The sequence below is a fragment of the Streptomyces sp. NPDC093109 genome, assembly GCF_040701725.1.
In the GTDB taxonomy this organism is placed as follows: Bacteria; Actinomycetota; Actinomycetes; order Streptomycetales; family Streptomycetaceae; genus Streptomyces.
Window position 1 is genome coordinate 1 of the sequence record NZ_JBFBEZ010000039.1, and the last position, 19,807, is coordinate 19,807.

Here is a 19,807-nt window from a genome sequence, read left to right on the forward strand (position 1 = left end):
CAGGGAGCAGGCACCGCTATCGGTTGCACGCCCCGAGCATCCGCCCGCGCACAACTACGCCTTGATCGGCTACACCACTCGGCGGGACACCATCCGGGGCCGATGCCCACGAACGCGATCTCCGCTTCCGAGCGGGGCCGCAGCCTCGGCTGGTGGACGCCGCGGCCGTCCGGGTGGTCGGGGTAGTGCTCGTCGATGATTCCCGGAACACCCGGGGTGGAAAGCTCGTGGCGCCAAATCTCCGACAGGTCACCGGAGTTGGTGCGGGCGGTGATGGACAGTTCCTCGCCGACGACCCGGCACCACACCCTCGCGCCGGTATAGCCGGGCGGGGTCGAGTAACGCACCGAGTTGAAGCTGATCGTGCGGTCCGAACCGACCAGCCTCTCCTCACCCAGCGCGAGCGCGAGCGGCTCGACGGGCAGAACGTGCAAGGTGGTGCGTTCGATGTCCAGACGGTCCGCGGGTATCTGCCCGGTCGCCCGGTGACGGCGCGAGTTCACCGCATCGCACCAGGTCAGGCAGGCATCCGCGAGCTCGGCGAAGGAGTCGTAGGCGGACAGCAGGTTCGCACCGGTGGGCACCGGATCGGCCTTCGCGATCCGGACCGTGGCCTCCGCGCCGCCCTTCGATTCCGGATCGCAGGGCACGCAACTGACCACCTGGCAGCCGTAATGCCGGCCCGCGGCGACCACCTGCGGATGCCGCACCGGGATCCCGGCGATGTGAATGATCTGCAAGCTGTGTCGGGCCCCTGGTCGCCCGCGCGGCCGGCTCCCGATCCGGCGCCTGTGTCGGCTGTTGGCAGGCGGCGGCATGAAGATCTGATCATTTAGCTCGATCGGGTCTGATAGGTCCGATTGGGTCGAGCAGTAGACCGGCGGCGTGGATGATCTTGGGCAAGACGCCTTCCGATTTGGGGCACATTGCGGCTCCGGGGTGTCTTTTGTCGATTCTGGAGGATTGATGCGACACCCTGTCTCCCGTCTCAGGACGCGGGCGCTGGCGGTCGGGCTCGCCCTGGCTGCGGCCGTCCTTGTACCCGCGGGCTCCGCTGGTGCGGCTGATCAGTACGAGTGGGCCGCGCTGGGCGACTCGTACACGGCCGGCGGCTTCGTCGGGGACCCGCAGCCCGCGCTCGGTGATGCGTCGCGGGACGGCTGCGACCGCACCAGCGACGCATACCCCGGCGTTGTCGAGCGGGAGCTCGACGAGTTCCCGCCGGGCAAGCCCGTCCATCTGACCAACGTCAGCTGCGGCAACGCCACCATCGACAACATCGCCAAGACCAAGCAGACCCCGATCAGTCCGGTCCAGCCCCCCGCCGGAGGCTGGAGCGCGGTCGACCCGCAGATCCAGCGGGCCAAGCTGAGCGACCAGACCGACGTCGTCACCATCGGTGTCGGCGGCAACAGCCTGCCCTTCGGCGGCATGCTCTTCAAGTGCCTCGAACTGGGCGCGAAGCCCGGCGAGTCCTGCCGCGAGTACTACACCAATCCGCCCGCCGACGAGGAGAGCATCCAGGACAAGCTCGCCAGGGTCCAGGACGAGTACATCGAAATGCTGGCCAAGGTGCACGAGGCCGCACCCAACGCCAAGGTGATCACCGTCGGCTACCCGGCCGTCCTGCCGGACCGGGCCAGTGACTGCAACCGCCTGTCCCTCACCGAGCTGGGCGCGATCAAGCACGCCGACATCGACTGGCTCCGTGACGACGTCCTCAAGCCGCTGAACAGCACCATCCACCGAGTCTCCTCGTTCTTCGGCGACCGTTACGTCGACGTCTACTCCTCCAGCGTGGGCCACGACGCCTGCCAGCCCGCAGGCACGAAGTGGGTCGAGGGAATCTGCGGCGACGCCGCGGACTACTGGCCCGCCAAGCTCCCCGGCACCGTGCTGAACTGCGGTCTCATCCAGAAGCGCGTCACCCTGGTCCACCCCAACGGCGCGGGACACGCCAACACTGCCGCACACGTCGAACGAGCCATCCGCATCGCTCTCCTCGAACGCTGACCGGTCTCTCACCGGCGCCAGTGCCCCGGCCCGCGCGGAACCGTGGGCCGGGGCACTTGGCCAACCGCGCGACGGGCGTCTCCCGGCGGGTGAGTCGGGCGGCGTAGGCAACCAGAGGTTGTGTCCGCCGCGAGTCTTCCTGTTCAGAGGTAGCGACACCGGCGCCCAGCTGACGAAGCAGATCAACATGTCCCTGGACGGTGGCTGCGAAGAAGACTGCTGATCCCGCTCGGACCGTCCCTGAGGCTCCACCCGGAAGGGTGGTTTACACATCCCTCGGGATAGCCGCATTGGGCGAGATTGGTGAATGTGCGCATATATGCGCCATTTCGTGAAAATAATGTATGCGGTTTCCTGGGTTTGCCCCACGTTGCTGTTGGGCCTCGAAGGACACCGACGCTTCGAGGTCAGCGTCGGCAAACAGCCCCGAACTCTCCAGGAGCGTAGATGTCCAGCCCGAACCCCCCAGGGGTCTTCGTACGTGAAATGCCAAGCGGCGTGCGGACGATCACCGGGGCGAGTACGTCGGTCCCGGCGTTCCTCGGCTACACGAAGGTCTCCGTCAAGGACGATCCGAACGCGACGCCCGCGCCGTTCACCGAGGCCGAGCGCCAGATCCCGCAGAGGATCGGCAGCTGGCGGGAGTTTGCATCCCGCTACAGCACGGCAGGGATCGCCAAGGAATTCGCGGAGGCTACCGACCCTGCCACGATTCGGGGGCTGGAACGGTGTTTCCCCCTGGCCGAAGCCGTCTACGGATTCTTCGCCAACGGCGGACGCACCTGCTACGTGGTGGGCTTCACCAGCCCTCAGAGCGCCGTTTCCGCCCAGGACCTCAAGGGAGACGTGGACGCCCGTACGGGCCTCGCCGGCCTGGAGACCGTTGCCGAGGTCACCATGGTCGCCGTGCCCAGCCTCTGGGACATGACCGCGGGTGTCTCCTCCGAGAAGGAAGCGCCCGCGCCCGACCAGGCGCAGGGCGTCAGCAGGATGGCCGAGGTGGTGAAGCACTGCACCGAGCAGGGCAACCGGCTGGCGATCCTCGACCCGCCGCCGGGCCAGAACGCGGACCAGGTGAAGACCTTCGCTGCGAAACTCGACTCGCCCGACTCCGATGCCGCCGCCTTCACCACCCTGTACTACCCGTGGATCACGGTGCCGGGTGTCGACGCCGTCGAGCGCACCGTGCCCCCCTGTGGCCACGTGGCGGGGGTCTGGGCCCGCACCGACGACGAACGCGGCATCTTCAAGGCCCCCGCCAACCAGAACCTCCGCGGCGTCCTGAAGCTCGACACCCTGCTCACGGACGACGAGAACGGCGAGCTGAACGGGAAGGGCATCAACTGCCTGCGGATCTTCCCCGGCACGGGCCTGCTCGTGTGGGGCGCCCGCACCAGGTCGGCCACCCGCGACTGGCGCTACCTCAACGTCCGCCGTCTGGTGTCCTACCTCTCCGATTCCATCCGCCAGTCCTCGACCTGGGCGGTGTTCGAGCCCAACGACGAGCGTCTGTGGGCGACGCTGCGGCACTCGGTCTCCTCCTTCCTCACCGATCAGTGGCGGCAGGGCGCGCTCATGGGCCGTACACCCGACGAGGCGTTCTACGTGATCTGCGACAACACCAACAACACCCCCGAGACCATGGACAGCGGAAAGGTCATCTGCGCCATCGGCGTCGCGCCCGTGCGCCCCGCCGAGTTCGTTCACTTCACCGTGACGCAGACCGCCGGGCAGGCCGGCGAGGACACCTGACAGCCTCCAGGCCGAGCCGCGGATCTGCGCCGGGGACGGACCCACCCGCTGCCTCTTCCGCGGCCCGGTCTGCTGCCGCACCGGCAACCGGAGCCACTGACCACCGAGCTCTGCTCGGCGGCTGCATAAGACGGCAGTGTGGGGCAGGACCGGCGGGACTGGTTCTGCCCCACACTGTGCCGGATTATCCGTTCTCCATGACAGACCGCGCGGTCTGGTCGGCCGGGGCCCTGGGGCCCGGTGCGGAGGCCGCGGCGAGGTCGAGGCGGGCGCCCATGTCGATTCGCTGAGGTCGGTCCGCGATGACGTGAGGCTTCAGGGGGCAGGGCTGCCCTGAGTATCTGGCCGGGCACGGTGATGGTGAGGGTGTCGCCCGGCCTGGGCGCGGTGCGGTTCCATGGTGGTGAGGATGTCGGCCGCGCACCGGCCCTTGATCGCTTCGAAGCGGGAGAATTCGTCGATCACGCCGTGATGGGGCGGAGCGTCTTCTCCGGGCAGGGGGTGGGCGGGACGTCGTCCGCGTTCCAGGTGTGGACGGAGCCTCTTGCAGGTGTACCGACGGTGGGATCGTCCGCTGTTCCTCAGAGACGCGGGCGGGGCCATTCCTCCCGGAGCCACGCCAGGTCGGTCTCGGCGAGGGCCCGGGCTGCCCGCTCCTGGGTGAACACCGCGTTCGTCTTGGCCAGCACCAGGGTGTAGGGGCGTCCCTGGCGCCGGGTGGTGTGGGACACGGGAAGGTCCGCCAGCTCGATACGACTGTGGATGTGGCGGCGCCTGTCCTTGGCGAGCGGCCACTCCATGAGCCGACGGGTGTGGGAGGTGAGGAAGGCGTCGAGGTCGGGGCAGAGGTCGCAGCGGGACCGGCAGGTTCCGGCCGGGGTGAGTGACCAGTCGTCCGCCACCCGTACGGGGCGGGCGGCGCCTGCGGTCAGCATGGTCTCGCAGTGGTCGGCGAGCGACTGGAAGGCGCGGGCTGCGGGCGTGCCGTCGCGCACGGCGGCCGGTCGGCGGGCCGCGGTGCGCAGGGCCGGGAGCAGGCATTCCAGGGCGGTGTCCGGCAGTCCGCGCAAGGCGGTGGTGATCGTGTCGGCGCTCCCGGGGCCGGCTGCCCGCAGGATGTGGGCCAGCGTGGTACCGAGCCGCTCCATGCTCGCGCGGCGCTCCTGCTCCCGGCTCGTTCCGAGCAGGCCGGTGAGCTGTTCCCCGGTCGTTCGCCAGGCTCCTTCGACCAGCGGTGTGGCCACCGCGTCCCCGTCACCGTCGGAGGTCCGCAGCGCGGCGCAGAGACCGGGCAGGGACTCGATCCACGCGGCGCGGTCGGCCCCGGGGTATGTGCCGGCCGGGCCGAACCAGCTGCCGACGGCCTCATGCGCCCACGTCCGCCCGTACCGTGCCGCCGCCGCCGCGAGAGCGGGGGCGTGCCGCTCGCTCAGGGTCTCCACCCCGAAAGGAGCGAGGAGCATTGTGGCGGTGTCCGCTTCTCCCAGTCCTACCGCGACAGGCAGTGCGGATGCGAATAGCCCGGATGCCGCCGGGCCCGAGCCCTGGTGCTTCCAGATCGGGGCGAGTGACCGGGCGAGTGTGCGGGCCTGCTCCACCTCCCCGGTGTCGAGGTGGCCTTGAAGTTCCCGCAGGGCTCCCTCGGAGCCCGCCTCCGCGCGTGCCGCGAACGAGCGCTGCCGGGGCCAGAGCACCACCGCGGCCCGCCGGTACCAGCGGTCCAGGGTGTTGCCGTAGTTGCCCATGTAGCCCTCGTACTCGGACTGGTAGGGCGTGAGGTCCTTGTTGTCGGTGGTGGCACACACCTCGGCGTACGGGACGGGCAGGGAGATGTGCTCACCGCCGGTGCCGTCGGGGCGGGTCCACCAGCCGAGGGTGGTCTCGTCGTCGACCAGGTCGTTCAGCTCGTAGTCGGAGAAGTCGCCGCTGCGGCGGCGCTCGGCTCCGGGCTCGCCGTCGGGGTCGAGGAGGCACTGGCCCTCGCATTCCTCGTCCTCGCAGTCGTCGAAGTGCTCGACGTCGCCGTAGTAGCCGTAGCGGTCGTAGGGCGGTACGGCGTCCCAGGTCTCCTTCACCTCCGCCAGCGCGAGGACCGCCTCGCAGTCCGCCTGTGCTGCGGCCTGGCGGAGCAGAGCGGCGCGAGTGGCGTCGGCACTCTTGAGGCGATCCCAGCCCAGGCCGCGCTGGGTGTACTCGTGGTCGAGGAGGTAGACGAGCCGGTTGGGCGGCGTGGCATCCGGACGGCCGTAGCTGTAGTGCTGCTCGGCCGGCTGGGCGAAGTGCTCGGTCAGGCAGTGGGCCAGGTCGGCCACCGGGCCGCCGCTGGTCCCGTCGGTCGGCCGCATGCGTTCGGCGAGCAGGTTCATGGTGAGGGTGATGCGGTACCCGGAGGTGACGGGCCTGACCTCGTGACGACAGTCGGCGTAGAAGGCGGTGAAGGTCAGCTGCTCCCGGGACGCCCGGTGGGTGACGCTGCGGCCGGCGTGTTCGACGACGAGTTCGCCGCCGGTGTGGTAAGAGGGCAGTGAGACCACGAGGGTGCCCACCATGCGGTCGTCCTTCTCGGAGTCCTGGTGCGGCAGGAAGAACTGCCCCTTGCCGTAGACGAGAAGCGCGTGCGGCTCGGCGCGCAGGACGGTGGTGGGCGGCAGGCCGAGCGCGGTACGTATCCCGTCGAGGACGTTGCTCAGAGTGCGGTGCCAGTCGGGGCCGTCCAGGGTGATCCGGTCCGGAGTGATCTCCCAGGTGTCGCGCACACCGGTGTCGGTCAGGGTCTGCTCGCCGCGACCGAAGCGGGCCTGCTGAGCCTGGGTGATCAGCTTCCTGGCGACCGGGGCGCACACCGGAAGGGGCAGTTCGCCGACGCCGTCGATCTCGATGCGTAGAGCGTGGGAGGACATCTCGATGCGGGTACTGAAGTCCCCGCCCCGCTCCGCGCCGTCGAGCAGCTCCGCCAGTCGCTTCCGTGCCCCTTGGCGCATGGTGTTCCGTCTCTCCGGTCGGCAGCGTGCCCTTTCGGTGGTCCTGGAAATCTTAGGGCTGCGGGACGTCCCCGCACCCGGATGACGGAACGGTCTTGACATCTGAGGCACGTTCAGGTTTGGGCGGAGCGAAGTGCAGGTGTCCAGGTCTGACCCGCGGAAACGTGGGTCGGGAGGGTGTTTTTGCTTCCACTGGTGGGCACATGGTGGGCACATCGCGTCGTTTCCGGTCGTTACATGGCCTACATCGAAACCAAGGGGCGAAGAGGCGGAGACCCCATGTGCCAGGACCGGATGATTCCGGGGCATTGCTTGATCGAGATCTGTCCGGGTTCGTCAGGCGAGGCCGCGGCCTCAGGTTTCGCTCGCGGCCTGGACCACCGCCTCGGTTACGGCAGGTGTCACTCGGGGGTCCAGAGAGTGCGGGACGACGTAGTCGACAGTGAGCTGGTCCCTGGCCACGTCCGCGATCGCGCGCGCCGCTGCGAGTTTCATTCCGGTGGTGATGAACCGGGCACCGGCGTCGAGGGCGCCACGGAAGATGCCCGGTGAGGCGAGAGTGTTGATGATCTGGTTCGGATGGTCGCTGCCGCCGGTTCCCACGACGGCGGCGTGCCGGCCGGCTGCCTCGGGCTGGATCTCGGGGTCGGGATTGGACAGGGCGAGTACCGTGGCCTTCGGGCCCATGGTGGCGATCAGGGATTCCGGGACGGTCGACGAGGACAGGCCGATAAGCACGTCGGCATCGCGCAGCGCCTCGGCGAGGCCGCCCCGCAGCCCTCTCGGATTGGTCCGCGTGGCCAGTGCCGCCTTGGCCGGTGTCAGACCGCTTCGGCCGGTGAACAGGATGCCCAGCGAGTCGAGCACGGTGACATCGTGGACACCGGCATCCAGCAGCAGGTGCGCGGTGGCGATGCCCGCCGCACCGGCTCCCAGAACCGTGACACGGCTGGTCTGGAGGGGACGGTCGAGTACGGTACGGGCTCCGAGCAGCCCGGCCAGGACGGCCACCGCCGTACCGTGCTGGTCGTCGTGCATGACGGGGCAGTCGAGCACCTCCTTGAGCCGTTCCTCCAGTTCGAAGCAGTCCGGAGCCGCGATGTCCTCCAGGCACACGGCGCCGAAGGACGGTCTCAGACGGAGCAGCACTTCGACGATGTCGTCGATGTCCGGTGCATCCAGGACGACCGGCAGTGCGTTGAGTCCCGCGAACCTCTGAAAGAGGGCGGCCTTGCCCTCCATGACCGGCAGTGCGGCGGCGGGCCCGACGTTTCCCAGACCCAGTACCGCCGTGCCGTTGGTGACGACCGCGACCAGCCTGCTTGCCCATGTGTAGTGCGGGGCGAGCGCGGGGTCCCGGGCGATGGCCTCGCTGACCCGTGCGACACCGGGTGTGTAGGCCACGGAGAGGGAGTGCGCGTCCCGGATCGGGAGGGTGCCGACGACGGACAGCTGTCCGCCTCGGTGCGCCGCGAACACCTCCGCGTCCGTGAGGCGGTCGTGGGTTGGCAAACCGGTGACAGTCATGGGTCCTTCATGGGTGGTGGGGTCAGGAAGCTGGTGCGCGGGCCCCGCGTCGGCGTGGGTGGCTACTTCCCGTGAGCGGCGAACACGCGGGTGAGGGCTGCTTCCAGCTGTTCGGCCTGCTCGGCGTTCTCAGCTACGACGCAGTACTCGCCGAATCCGCCGGCGTCGCTGCCGTCCTCGACCGCCACCAGGACGCCCGTGCGAGTGGCGTGGTCGTAGGCCAGCCCGTTCTCTGCCAGGATCCGCACGGCGGTGGTAAACGTCGGGAAGGTGCACCGGCGCTGTTCGACCAGAATGCGCTCGGTGAGGTAGTTCCCGCCCACCACGTGCTCTCCGATGTGGTAAGCGTGGGTGGATCCGCTGACCCGGCAGTTGAACTCATTGACCAGAAGGTTCTGTTCGGGCGTTACGATCGCGTCGACGCTGACGACACCGCGATATCCCATCGCGTGAATAGGAGCGCAGAGTTTCTGTGCCGACCTCATGAACTCCTCGAAGCCTTCGAGTTCAACGGCCGGCGCGGGCCAGACGTGGCCGTTCAGCACCGGAGCCATACGCATCGCACCGTGGCCCGCGAGTTCGGCCCCCTTCTCACCGACATGGAACTCGGCACACAGAGGCAGCGAGCCGACGTGGTAGTGCTCGACGACGACCGGACTGCGTTCGCCGTCGGTGAGCCAGTTCCACCGTTCGGCTACGTACTTGGTGAGTTCCTCGCGGTCGGCTGTCACCACGGTCCGCAGTGCCCCGACCGGCTCGACACCTGCAACTGGGCTGATCACCTCGTTGCCGAATCCCGCAACATGGAAATCCTGTTTCACAATCGCGGCGCGTCCCTGGCCGAGCAGTTCGTCCCAAAGGAACTCCGCGGTTTCCTCCTGGCTTGAGCAAACCCTTCCGTGCGGCACGGCGACACCTGTCCCAGCGGCCAGTGCGCGAAAGGTCGCCTTGCTGTTCAGCAGCCTGCCACCGCCCTGGTCCAGGAAGCCGAACCCCGGTGTCACGGTGTCCAGACCGAGCTTCCTGCTCAGCACGGTGACAGTGCTGTCGAAATGGAACGGGAACACCTCTTGTACGTCGCGGGCAGCCACGGCCCTCCGCAGCCGGGCAAGGAACCCCGGGTTGCCGATCCGGTACTGCTCGCACGCCTCGGTGCCGCCGTGGGTGCGACTGCGTTCCCTGCCGAGCCCGCGGTACCCCAGGAACTGGGACTGCTCGGTGGCGTCGTACGGGCGCTTCTCCGTCGAGGACAGCCGGTAGAACTGCCCTGTTTCCACGTAGACGTTCTGGATCAAGTCGGCCGGGATGCCGTGCTGGTGGACGAAGAAGAACCCGGTGCGACGGCAGTCGCCACCGATGCCCGCGGCGACCGCCGCCCGGTCCTTCGAGGTCCACCCGGCCGCATGCCCCGGCAGCTGTACGTGCGATATCACCCGTGTCCTCCTGTGTGACCGGACGCCCGAACCGCCGTGTCATCGTGGAAGTCACCGCACAACCACACAACCCCACAGGATCCGCTTCCGGCCAGTTCCTCGGCAACGGCACTCGCCGCACCACGTTCGATCTGTTCACGCGGTCTGGTGGGCCTGTACGTGACCGCGGTCCGGGAAGAGGTACGGCCGTACTGTTCGGGGCGGAGCGGCAGCCGTGGCCCGCCGCACCACCACGCGCCCCCTCAGGCGTCGTCGGTGGTGAAGGCCAGGGCGGCGAAGCGTTCGCCGATGCGGAGGTGGGTGGCGGCGTCCGGGTGGAGGCGGTCGGGCAGGGGGAGTTCGGCGGCGTCGGCCTCGCCGTAGAGCTCGCGGCCGTCCAGGTAGCGAAGATTCGGGTCGTCGGTCCCCCGCTGTTTCACGAGGCGGGCCAGTTCGTCCCGGATGATGTTGAGGGTCAGCTTGCCGGTGGCCCGTTCCGCGGGGTCGCCCGCGGCCCGGAACCGGAGTCTTCCCGCGCTGAGGTCGCTGAAGTCCGGGGCGCTGGGGCCGGGGGTGTCCTCGTGGATGGGGCACAGGATGGGGGAGACGACCAGGATCGGGGTGGTGGGGTGGCCCTCCCGGATGGTGTCGAGGAAGCCGTGGACCGCGGGGCCGAAGGCGCGCAGGCGCATCAGGTCGGTGTTGACGAGGTTGATGCCGATCTTGACGCTGATCAGGTCCGCGGGGGTGTCCCGCATGGTCCGCGCGGTGAACGGGTCGAGCAGGGCGCTGCCGCCCAGGCCCAGGTTGATCAGTTCCACGCGGCCGAGACGGGCGGCCAGCGCGGGCCAGGTGGTGGTGGGGCTCGCGGCGTCGGAGCCGTGGCTGATCGAACTGCCGTGGTGCAGCCACACCTTGCGGCCCCGGTCCGGTACGGGCTCGACGGGGGCGTCGGTGCGCAGGGCGACCAGTTCGGTGGTCTCGTTGTGCGGCAGCCAGATCTCGATGTCCTTGACGCCGTCGGGCAGACCGGTGAAGCGGAGGGTCCCGGGCGTTCCTGACCGGTGCTCGGTGCTTCCGGTGGTCATGTCGATGGTCAGGGTGTTGCCGCCGGTGGCGGTCGCCCGTCCGGCCGGGCGACCGTCGACGAGCAGCTCGTACACGCCGTCGGGGCGGGGCGGGGCGCCCACGTAGACCCGCTTGGTGGGCAGCGTGTCCAGTTCTACGGCGGTGGCCCGGGTGCGGAAGGCCAGCCGTACGCCCGAGGGCTGCGACTCGGCCATGGCCAGTTGGCCGTCGGCGCACTGGGCGCGGGCGCGGGCGGGCAGCCGGTGCGGCAGTACGCCGTGCGCGGTGTGCTCCAGCTCCAGGGCGCCGCGCAGGATGCCGGTGGTGATGGGGGTCGTGATGGGTGTCGTGAGCGGCGTGGTCATGGTCTCTGCCTGCTGATTCGGGGGCGGTACGGGGGCGGGAGTTCTGGGGCGGTCAGGGCGCGGGCCAGGCGCGCAGCAGGGCGTCCAGGGCGTCGAGGATCCGCGACCAGGACTCCTGCGAGTCCGGGGCGCTGTGGCTGAAGCCGCCGCCGGCCTCCAGGCTGACGTAGCCGTGGAAGACGCTGCCCAGCATCCGGACCGCGTGCGTCTGGTCGGGCTCCGTCAGGTCGTAGCCGCGCAGGATCGCCCGCATCATCCGCGCGTGCCGGACGCCGGCGCTGTTGGCCGCAGTCTCCGGGGACAGCCGCAGCTGGGCGGCGGCGTAGCGGCCGGGGTGCTCCCGGGCGTAGTCGCGGTAGACGTTCGCGAAGGCGGCCAGCGCGTCCTTGCCGGCCCGGCCGGCCAGGGCGGCGGCGCCCCGGTCGGCCAGCTCCCCCAGGGCGAGCAGCGCGATCCTGGTTCTGAGGTCCTGGGAGTTCTTCAGATGCGAGTACAGACTCGCGACCTTGACGTCGAACCGCCGGGCGAGCGCCGAAACGGTCACCTGGTCGAAGCCGACCTCGTCGGCCAGTTCGGCCCCCGCCAGGGTCAGGCGTTCCGGGGTCAGGCCCACGCGTCCCATGCTGCCCATCCGCTTCTCTCGTCCGGTTCTCGGGTCCGGTTCTCTCGTCCGGCAGTCCGGCAGAAGCGATTATGCATTTGCCTAATAGCTTTAGGCAAGTGGCGAAGGGTTCAAGTGTGCTGATCATGGAATCGGCTGGTCCGCATGTCCGGTTGGACCGTACGAGTGGTGTTCATCAGAAGAACTATGTATGCGCGGCGTATCTCCCGCTATTCCCGAGATGCGTATCCATCATGGCGGAGGTATGGAACACGCAACTCGAAACCGAAAGCGAGGGGTCATGGCCGCCTTCAAGGTCAAGAAGCTCTGGACCGTCTTCATCACCGCGTTCTTCGCGGTGCTCGCCTCCCTGGGCCTCACCGCCCCGGCCGCCGCCGCCGGTACGGCCGTACAGCAGCCGGCCGACCAGCCCGCGCAGGCGCCCGCCGCCGCGGCGCGCCACCACGCCGAGCCGGGTACGGCCGGATGGGCGGCCGTACCCAGGGCGCTGCCGCGCGACCGGTCGCTGCCGCCGACGATCAAGCAGCGCATCCGCGCCGAGGCGCACGGTTCGTCACCGTCGGTCCGTCACCTGCCCGCCGTGCTGCCCAGCGAGACCGACGCCGCCCTGGCCCGCGAGAGCGCGTACGCCGCCGACGCGGCCCTCGTCACGGCTGCCGCATGAGGCGTCACCCGCGCCGTCCCGACCGCACGCTCCGTTTCCGCCTCGCAACCCGCCTCGCGTCCCGTCCCGCGCTGTGCCACGCGCCTCAGGGCTGGTCGCCCCTCCGCTCCTGCTCGGGTGCGTCGAACGAATCGGCCGGATGCGCCACATGGCTGCCGTCCACGGACGACAGCGGGGCCCGCTCCGAGACCTCCGTCGCGGCCGGCGGCTCCACCAGCCAGTCCGGATTGGCCTGCTTGTCCCACCACTTCCAGGCGGCGAAGGCCCCACCGGCCAGCACGCCCAGGACCACGACACGCTTGGTCACCCGGCCGGCGCAGGCCCGCCGCTCGTGCTTCTTCACCAGCTTCTGGATCTCCTTCGGCGTGACCTGTCCGCGCAGAGCGGCCAGCGCCGCCGCCGAACGGGCCGCCGCCTCCTCCGCCACCGGCTGTGCGGAGGCGACCGCCTGGCCGACCCGCGGCACCGTGTACTCGGCCGCCTGACGCGCGGCCTTGCGAGCACGGTCCGCACCGAGCTGAGCGGCCTTGTCGAGCTTCGGGGGCACCCGGGGCGCCACATACGCTCCGTACTGACTACGGGCCTGTTCACGGGCCTGCTGAGCGGCCTTCGCCATCACCGGGGCGAGCCGTACGCGCGCCTCGTGCGCGTATACGACGGCCTGTTCCTTGGCCAGAGCGGCCTGTTCTCTCGCCGTACCGGCGTAAGGCGCCACCGCTTCCGCGGCGTGCTGCACGCTCTCCTTCGCCGAACCGGTAGCGGCGCGCACGCTGTCCATGCGGGTCACAGGATCGTCCTCCTTCGGTGGCGTTCCGTATTTCCGTAATTCCGTATTTCGCCTGTCCATCCTTTTCGGAATCATGCACGGCGTCCCCGGTCCCGGCACGTGGTACGGGCTATCCGGGTCATGAACCCGACCTCTCGGTACGAGAGGGGCGGGCACTTCGGCATGCCATGCCCTCCGTGCGAGGATCGGGAGCATCAGCGGAACTTACGGAAGGCACCCCGTGGCCGAGCAGCTTTACGCCACCCTGAAGACCACCCTGGGCGACATCGAGCTGCGGCTGCTGCCGTTCCACGCGCCGAAAACGGTCAGGAACTTCGTCGAGCTCTCCCAGGGCGAGCGCGAGTGGGTCAACCCCGAGACCGGGGCGAAGACCACGGACCGGCTCTACGACGGGACCGTCTTCCACCGGGTCATGGGCGACTTCATGATCCAGGGCGGCGACCCGCTGGCCAACGGCACCGGCGGCCCTGGGTACAAGTTCCCCGACGAGTTCCATCCGGAGCTGGCCTTCACCAAGCCGTATCTGCTGGCCATGGCCAACGCCGGGCCCGGCACCAACGGCTCGCAGTTCTTCATCACCCTGTCGCCGACCACCTGGCTGACCGGCAAGCACACCATCTTCGGCGAGGTCGCGGGACCGGCCGGGCGGAAGGTCGTGGACGCCATCGGCCGGACGCCTACCAACCCGGGTACCAACCGGCCGTTGCAGGACGTCGTGATCGAGTCGGTCGTCGTCGAGACGCGCTGACGGCCGCCGGCCGCCGCAGCCGGCCGCCGCAGCCCGCAGGACCGCCGACTTCCGGGGTACGGGAACCTCCCGCCCCGCCCGTCCGTAGTGGTTACATACCGGACGGGCGGGGCGGTGTGCTGTGCCCTGCCGTGCACAGTCCGCCGCAACAGCCCGCCGTTACGAGGAAGACCGAGGGGACCGATGGACCACCCGCCAGGCGGCCACGGAGGCCAGGACCAGTCCGCCGTCAACCAGCCCATGCCCAGCTGCTACCGGCACGCCGACCGGGAGACGGGCATAAGCTGCACGCGCTGCGACCGCCCCATCTGTCCCGCGTGCATGATCAGCGCCTCCGTCGGCTTCCAGTGCCCGGAGTGCGTCGGACAGGGATCCGGTACGGGGCACGCGCCGGACGCGAACCGGCCGCGCAATCTCGCGGGCGGCGCGGTCGTCGCCGATCCCCGGCTGGTCACGAAGATCCTGCTGGGCATCAACGCGGCGGTCTTCCTCGCCGTTCTCGCCGTGGGCGACCGGCTCGTCGACAGCCTCGATCTGCTGGGCAGAGCCGCGTACAGCCCGTTCGGGCCGCTGGAGGGCGTGGCCGAGGGCGAGTGGTACCGGCTCTTCACCGCGATGTTCCTGCACCAGGCCGTGATGCACTTCGGCTTCAACATGCTCAGCCTGTGGTGGCTCGGCGGGCCGCTGGAGGCGGCGCTCGGCCGGGTGCGCTATCTGGCGCTCTATCTGATCTCCGGACTCGCGGGCAGCGCCTTCACGTATCTCATCGCCGCGCCGAACCAGCCGTCCCTGGGCGCGTCGGGCGCCATCTTCGGACTGCTCGGCGCCACCGCCGTGCTGATGCGCCGGCTCAACTACGACATGCGGCCGGTCCTGATCCTGCTCGGGCTGAACCTGGTCTTCACGTTCTCCTGGTCCGGCATCGCCTGGCAGGCGCATGTGGGCGGACTGGTCGCCGGTACGGCGATCGCCATAGCCATGGTGCACGCGCCTCGCGAGCGGCGGGCGCTGGTGCAGTACGGGGCGTGCGGGCTGGTGCTGCTGGTGTCGCTGGTCATGGTCGTGGCCCGGACCATGTCGCTCACCTGACGGGGCCGGTTTCGCTCACCCGACGGGTCTGATAACGCGCGAACGAGCGCGTTGGGGAAAAGTTGTCCACAGACCGTGGCGGATCTTGTGCATCCTGTGGGGAACGTGCGTGCCCCCTGTCGCCGGTACGGGGCTGACCAGCGGCGACAAGGGGCAACGGCTTCACCGGGATGGCGGACGTGGTCACACCGGCGTCAACATCCCGTGGAGTTATCCACAGATCGTCTGACCTTTTCCCCCGCCTGTGGATAACGATGTGGACAAGTCGGGGGAGAGCTTGACGGCCGAGGCGCGGACCGGCTACTTCCACTGCGTGGAGACGCCGAACCCGGCGGCGATGAACCCGAAGCCGACCACGATGTTCCAGTTACCGAAGCTCTTCACCGGCAGATCGCCGTCGGTCACATAAAAGATGACGATCCAGGTCAGACCGATCAGGAACAGGGCCAGCATGACCGGGGCCACCCAACTCCTGTTGGTCAGCCTTATGGCGGTCGCCGTCCTCGCCGCGGGAGGCGGCGTGAAGTCGGCCTTCTTGCGGATACGTGACTTCGGCACGAGGGACTCTCCTGTCGATGCGCTGCGTGACCGCGCAGGGGACTGTAACGGGTGACCGGGGCGGGGAGCAGGGGGATCACCGCCGCCCTCGGGCGTCCGTTAGCGTAGTGCTTCCGCGGCGCCTAAGGAGATAAGGGTACGTTGAGCAATTCCGCCGACTTCCCCCCAGGGCCGGTCCGTCGACGGGTCTGGCGACCCGTCCGGCTGCTCACCGCCGCCGTCTTCGCGCTGGCCGGGCTGATCTTCGTCACGAGCTTCAACACGGCCAGGGGCACCAATATCCGTACGGACGCCTCCCTGCTGAAGCTCTCCGACCTGATCCACGAGAGGGACCGCAAGAACGCCGAGCTGGGGAACTCCACGGCCGCCCTGCGCCGTAAGATCGACGCCCTCGTCAGCCGCGACCACGGCTCCTCCGACGCCGAGGAGGCCCGGCTGCGCGCCCTGGAGACCTCCGCGGGCACCGAGCCGCTCACCGGCCAGGGCCTCACCGTCACCCTCAACGACGCCCCGCCGAACGCCGTCGCGAACCCGGGCTACCCCGATCCGCAGCCCAATGACCTCGTGATCCACCAGCAGGACCTCCAGGCCGTCGTGAACGCCCTGTGGCAGGGCGGCGCCCAGGGCATCCGCGTCATGGACCAGCGGCTGATCTCCACCAGCGCCGTACGGTGCGTGGGCAACACCCTGATCCTCCAGGGGCGTGTCTACTCCCCGCCCTACAAGATCACGGCCGTAGGCGACCGCGGCGCGCTGCGCAAGGCGCTCGACGACTCCCCGGCCATCCAGAACTACCAGCTGTACGTCAAGGCGTACGGCCTCGGCTGGCGCGTCGAGGAGCGGCGCGAGGAGAAGCTCCCCGGCTACACGGGCACGGTGGAACTGCACTACGCGCAGCCCGCCGGGTAGCCCGCCGCTGTGACGAAGAGCAAGTCCCGAACGTCCGTACAGCTGCACCGTGCGCCGCCCATGTGTCCGTGCGGCCCTCTACTCTGGTGCGGTACCGCCGGGCGCGGTACCGAACGGAAGGGACAGCATGTACGGCTGGATCTGGCGGCATCTGCCGGGCAACGCATGGCTGCGGGCGTTGTTCTCGCTCGTATTGGCGCTGGCTGTCGTTTATGTGCTGTTCCAGTACGTGTTCCCGTGGGCGGAGCCGCTGCTGCCGTTCAACGACGTGACCGTCGACGGAGCGGGGGCGGCCCGATGAGCGCCCGGATCCTCGTCGTGGACAACTACGACAGCTTCGTCTTCAACCTCGTCCAGTACCTCTACCAGCTCGGCGCCGAGTGCGAGGTGGTGCGGAACGACGAGGTGGCCACCGCGCACGCGCAGGACGGCTTCGACGGGGTGCTGCTCTCCCCCGGCCCCGGCACGCCCGAACAGGCCGGTATCTGCGTGGAGATGGTCCGCCACTGCGCCGCGACCGGGGTGCCCGTCTTCGGCGTCTGCCTGGGCATGCAGTCGATGGCGGTGGCGTACGGCGGGGTCGTCGGCCGCGCCCCCGAGCTGCTGCACGGCAAGACGTCCCCCGTCACGCACGAGGGCAAGGGCGTCTTCGCCGGGCTGCCCTCGCCGTTCACCGCGACCCGCTACCACTCGCTGGCGGCGGATCCGGCGGAGCTGCCGGCCGAGCTGGAGGTCACGGCACGGACGGCGGACGGCATCATCATGGGCGTACGCCACCGTGAACTGGCCGTCGAGGGGGTGCAGTTCCACCCGGAGTCGGTCCTGACGGAGTACGGGCACCTGATGCTGGCCAACTGGCTCGCGCAGTGCGGTGATCCCGGCGCGGTGGCCCGCTCGTCGGGCCTGGCGCCGGTGGTGGGCAAGGCGCTCGCGTGACGGGACGCGGCCCCGGGCCCGGCGCCCGTCACGGAGCCCCGTACGGGCAGGGCGGTCAGTACGGGCAGGGCGGCCCCGCCGGGCTGCCGGACGGGGGCGCGTACGAGGCGGCGGAGGACGGGTTCGCGGACCCGCTGAACGATCCGCTTCCGCTGGCACCGGCGCCCCCTCTGCCGTCGACGCCCGCGTCCCGGGCCTCGTCCTCGCCGTCCTCGCCGCTGGGACAGCCGATGCCCGCGCTGCCGGTGGAGCCGGGATCAGGACGGCACCGGGGACCCCGGAAGACGCCGCCCGTCGTGTCCGGCGCCCCCGTCGCGCCCGCTGCCCCCGCCGCGCCCGTCGTGCCCGTACCGCAGGAGCCGTCCGTACCGTCCCCGGAGTGGTCCGGGGACTACTACCAGCAGTACGCGACGGACTCGGCCCAGGCGCCCACGCAGTACCTGCCGCCGGTACCGCCGATGCCGCAGGAGCCGATGCGGCAAGAGCCGGTGAGGCAGGCGCCGATGCCGCAGGAGCCGATGCGGCGGGCGTCGATGCCGCGGGCGTCGCGGCCCGTGCCGGCCGCCGCCGCGGTCGGACAGACCGCGCCCATGCCCGTCATACCGGCTCCCGAGGCGCCCGCGCCCGAGTCCGCTCCCGCCGCCGGGGGCCGGGCCGAGCGCCGTAAGGCCGCCAAGGGCGGTACCCGGGGCCGTAAGCGGCCGGAGAACGAACGGACGGGGTCCGAGTCCACGGCAGCGCCCGGGGCCGGGCCAGGGCCCGCCTACGGGTCCGACGACGCCGGGCCCATCGCGCCCACCGGGATGTCCGCCGGTTCGGCCGCGCGCCCGCTCTCGCGCATCGAGGCCCGCCGCGCCGCGCGCGCCCTCAAGGAGAGCCCCGCGGTCATCGCCAGCCGGGCGGTCGGCGAGCTGTTCATCACCTTCGGTGTGCTGATGCTGCTGTTCGTCACGTACCAGCTGTGGTGGACGAACGTCGCGGCCGACGCGTACGCGGGCAAGCAGACGAACAAGATCCAGGAGAGCTTCACGAAGAACCGCACGGCCGGGGCGTTCACACCGGGCCAGGGTTTCGCGATCATGCACATCCCCAAGCTGGACGTGGTCGTTCCGATCGCCGAGGGCATCAGCAAGTCGAAGGTCCTGGACCACGGCATGGTCGGCCACTACGCCGAGGGCAGCCTCAAGACGGCGATGCCCGCCGACAAGGAGGGCAACTTCGCGGTCGCCGGCCACCGCAACACCCACGGCGAGCCGTTCCGCTACATCAACCGGCTGACGAGCGGCGACAAGATCATCGTCGAGACGCGGGACGCGTACTACACGTACGAGATGACCAGCATCCTGCCGCAGACGCCGCCGTCGAACGTGAGCGTCATCCAGCCCGTGCCGGTCGGCTCCGGTTTCACCGGCCCCGGCCGCTACATCACCCTGACGACATGTACCCCGGAATTCACCAGTACCTACCGCATGATCGTGTGGGGCAAGATGGTGGACGAACGGCCGCGCAGCAAGGGCAAGCCAGACGCTCTCGTCAGCTGACCCGAGGCCGGGCCGACCGGAATCATGACAGGGACGGGGACGGGTGCGGTGGCAGCGAGTACCGAACACGACGGGCGGACCGGCGTGCCGTCACCACCGCCCGCTTCCCAGCCTCGGCCTCAGCCCCGGCCCCAGCGCCGGGGCCGGATCGCGCGGGTCGTCAGTGTCTTCGGTGAACTGCTCATCACGACAGGCGTGGTGCTGGGCCTCTTCGTCGTCTACTCGCTGTGGTGGACGAACGTCCTGGCCGACCGCGAGGCCGCGAAGCAGGGCGACGACGTACGCGACCACTGGGCGCAGGAGGACGGCGGCGGCGGTGGCGGGAAGACCACGCCCAAGTCCTACGACGAGGAGGACGGCATCGGCTTCCTCCACGTCCCGGCGCTCGGCGGCAGCGAGATCCTGGTCAAGAAGGGCACCAGCACCGAGCTGCTGAACAACGGGATCGCCGGCTACTACACGGATCCGGTCAAGTCCGCCCTCCCCTGGGACAAGAAGGGGAACTTCACGCTGGCCGCGCACCGCGACGGCCACGGCGCGCGGTTCCACAACATCCACAAGATCAGGACGGGCGATCCGGTCGTCTTCGAGACGCGCGACACCTGGTACATCTACAAGGTCTACAAGGAGCTGCGGCAGACCTCGAAGTACAACGTCGAGGTGCTGATGCCGGTGCCCAAGGAGTCCGGGAAGACCAAGCCGGGCCGGTATCTGACCCTGACGACCTGCACGCCGATCTACACCTCGGACTACCGCTACATCGTCTGGGCCGAGCTGGACCGTACGCAGAAGGTCGACAAGCTGCGCACGCCGCCGCCGGAGCTGCGCTGAGGCG

17 protein-coding genes and 1 pseudogene are annotated in these 19,807 nt (G+C 69.7%); 10 read left to right on the top strand and 8 right to left on the bottom strand.

The genetic code is table 11. The features are described from left to right. Positions 1-740: pseudogene (locus AB0389_RS29410) on the bottom strand (IS21 family transposase); the annotation flags it as partial. A 226-nt stretch (positions 741-966) separates the two neighbouring features. Between AB0389_RS29410 and AB0389_RS29415 the strand changes: the two are divergent. Beyond that, positions 967-2,013 (top strand): SGNH/GDSL hydrolase family protein, encoded by a 1,047-nt coding sequence (locus AB0389_RS29415; protein WP_366398545.1) that lies wholly within the window; start codon positions 967-969, stop codon positions 2,011-2,013. Between the two features lie 447 nt (positions 2,014-2,460). Next, positions 2,461-3,765: a phage tail sheath C-terminal domain-containing protein gene (locus AB0389_RS29420; RefSeq protein ID WP_366398546.1), complete on the top strand. Its 1,305-nt coding sequence runs from the start codon at positions 2,461-2,463 to the stop codon at positions 3,763-3,765. Between the two features lie 581 nt (positions 3,766-4,346). Here AB0389_RS29420 and AB0389_RS29425 read toward each other — a convergent pair. The 5 genes from AB0389_RS29425 to AB0389_RS29445 form a co-directional block, all read right to left on the bottom strand. Further along, entirely contained in the window at positions 4,347-6,746 is a 2,400-nt protein-coding gene (locus AB0389_RS29425; RefSeq protein WP_366398547.1) for a 2OG-Fe(II) oxygenase, read from the bottom strand. Between the two features lie 354 nt (positions 6,747-7,100). Beyond that, a complete protein-coding gene (locus AB0389_RS29430) occupies positions 7,101-8,258 on the bottom strand; it encodes a malic enzyme-like NAD(P)-binding protein (protein WP_366398548.1) in 1,158 nt (385 codons plus the stop codon). 77 nt (positions 8,259-8,335) lie between these two features. Further along, complete coding sequence (locus AB0389_RS29435; protein ID WP_366398549.1) at positions 8,336-9,706, bottom strand: peptide ligase PGM1-related protein; 1,371 nt, start codon at positions 9,704-9,706, stop codon at positions 8,336-8,338. A gap of 242 nt (positions 9,707-9,948) precedes the next feature. After that, positions 9,949-11,118, bottom strand: coding sequence for an SGNH/GDSL hydrolase family protein (locus AB0389_RS29440; RefSeq protein ID WP_366398550.1), 1,170 nt, complete (start codon positions 11,116-11,118; stop codon positions 9,949-9,951). A 52-nt stretch (positions 11,119-11,170) separates the two neighbouring features. Then, positions 11,171-11,740 (bottom strand): WHG domain-containing protein, encoded by a 570-nt coding sequence (locus tag AB0389_RS29445; RefSeq protein WP_366398551.1) that lies wholly within the window; start codon positions 11,738-11,740, stop codon positions 11,171-11,173. A gap of 280 nt (positions 11,741-12,020) precedes the next feature. Between AB0389_RS29445 and AB0389_RS29450 the strand changes: the two genes are divergently transcribed. Beyond that, positions 12,021-12,404, top strand: a complete 384-nt coding sequence (locus tag AB0389_RS29450; protein ID WP_366398552.1) for a DUF6344 domain-containing protein — start codon at positions 12,021-12,023, stop codon at positions 12,402-12,404. An 85-nt stretch (positions 12,405-12,489) separates the two neighbouring features. Here the strand turns inward: AB0389_RS29450 and AB0389_RS29455 are convergent, their stop codons facing one another. After that, positions 12,490-13,191 (bottom strand): DUF5324 family protein, encoded by a 702-nt coding sequence (locus AB0389_RS29455; RefSeq protein WP_366398553.1) that lies wholly within the window; start codon positions 13,189-13,191, stop codon positions 12,490-12,492. Positions 13,192-13,411: 220 nt separating this feature from the next. On the opposite strand from AB0389_RS29455, the gene AB0389_RS29460 reads away from it, so the two are divergent. Further along, positions 13,412-13,939 (top strand): peptidylprolyl isomerase, encoded by a 528-nt coding sequence (locus AB0389_RS29460; protein ID WP_366398554.1) that lies wholly within the window; start codon positions 13,412-13,414, stop codon positions 13,937-13,939. Between the two features lie 183 nt (positions 13,940-14,122). After that, a complete protein-coding gene (locus AB0389_RS29465) occupies positions 14,123-15,028 on the top strand; it encodes a rhomboid family intramembrane serine protease (RefSeq protein WP_366398555.1) in 906 nt (301 codons plus the stop codon). A gap of 300 nt (positions 15,029-15,328) precedes the next feature. Here AB0389_RS29465 and crgA read toward each other — a convergent pair whose 3' ends face one another. Further along, on the bottom strand, positions 15,329-15,586 hold the full coding sequence (gene crgA / locus AB0389_RS29470; protein ID WP_366398556.1) for a cell division protein CrgA: 258 nt from the start codon (positions 15,584-15,586) through the stop codon (positions 15,329-15,331). Between the two features lie 141 nt (positions 15,587-15,727). On the opposite strand from crgA, the gene AB0389_RS29475 reads away from it, so the two are divergent. From AB0389_RS29475 to AB0389_RS29495, 5 genes are all read left to right on the top strand, one after another. Beyond that, positions 15,728-16,495: a DUF881 domain-containing protein gene (locus AB0389_RS29475; RefSeq protein ID WP_366398557.1), complete on the top strand. Its 768-nt coding sequence runs from the start codon at positions 15,728-15,730 to the stop codon at positions 16,493-16,495. A gap of 127 nt (positions 16,496-16,622) precedes the next feature. Beyond that, complete coding sequence (locus AB0389_RS29480; RefSeq protein WP_366398558.1) at positions 16,623-16,796, top strand: hypothetical protein; 174 nt, start codon at positions 16,623-16,625, stop codon at positions 16,794-16,796. After that, positions 16,793-17,431, top strand: a complete 639-nt coding sequence (locus tag AB0389_RS29485) for an aminodeoxychorismate/anthranilate synthase component II (RefSeq protein WP_366398559.1) — start codon at positions 16,793-16,795, stop codon at positions 17,429-17,431. Before AB0389_RS29480 ends, AB0389_RS29485 begins: the two co-directional genes overlap by 4 nt. Then, positions 17,428-18,972, top strand: coding sequence for a class E sortase (locus AB0389_RS29490; protein WP_366398560.1), 1,545 nt, complete (start codon positions 17,428-17,430; stop codon positions 18,970-18,972). The genes AB0389_RS29485 and AB0389_RS29490 overlap by 4 nt, the downstream gene beginning before the upstream one ends. A gap of 48 nt (positions 18,973-19,020) precedes the next feature. After that, positions 19,021-19,803 (top strand): class E sortase, encoded by a 783-nt coding sequence (locus AB0389_RS29495; protein ID WP_366398561.1) that lies wholly within the window; start codon positions 19,021-19,023, stop codon positions 19,801-19,803. The last annotated feature ends 4 nt before the right edge of the window (positions 19,804-19,807 follow it).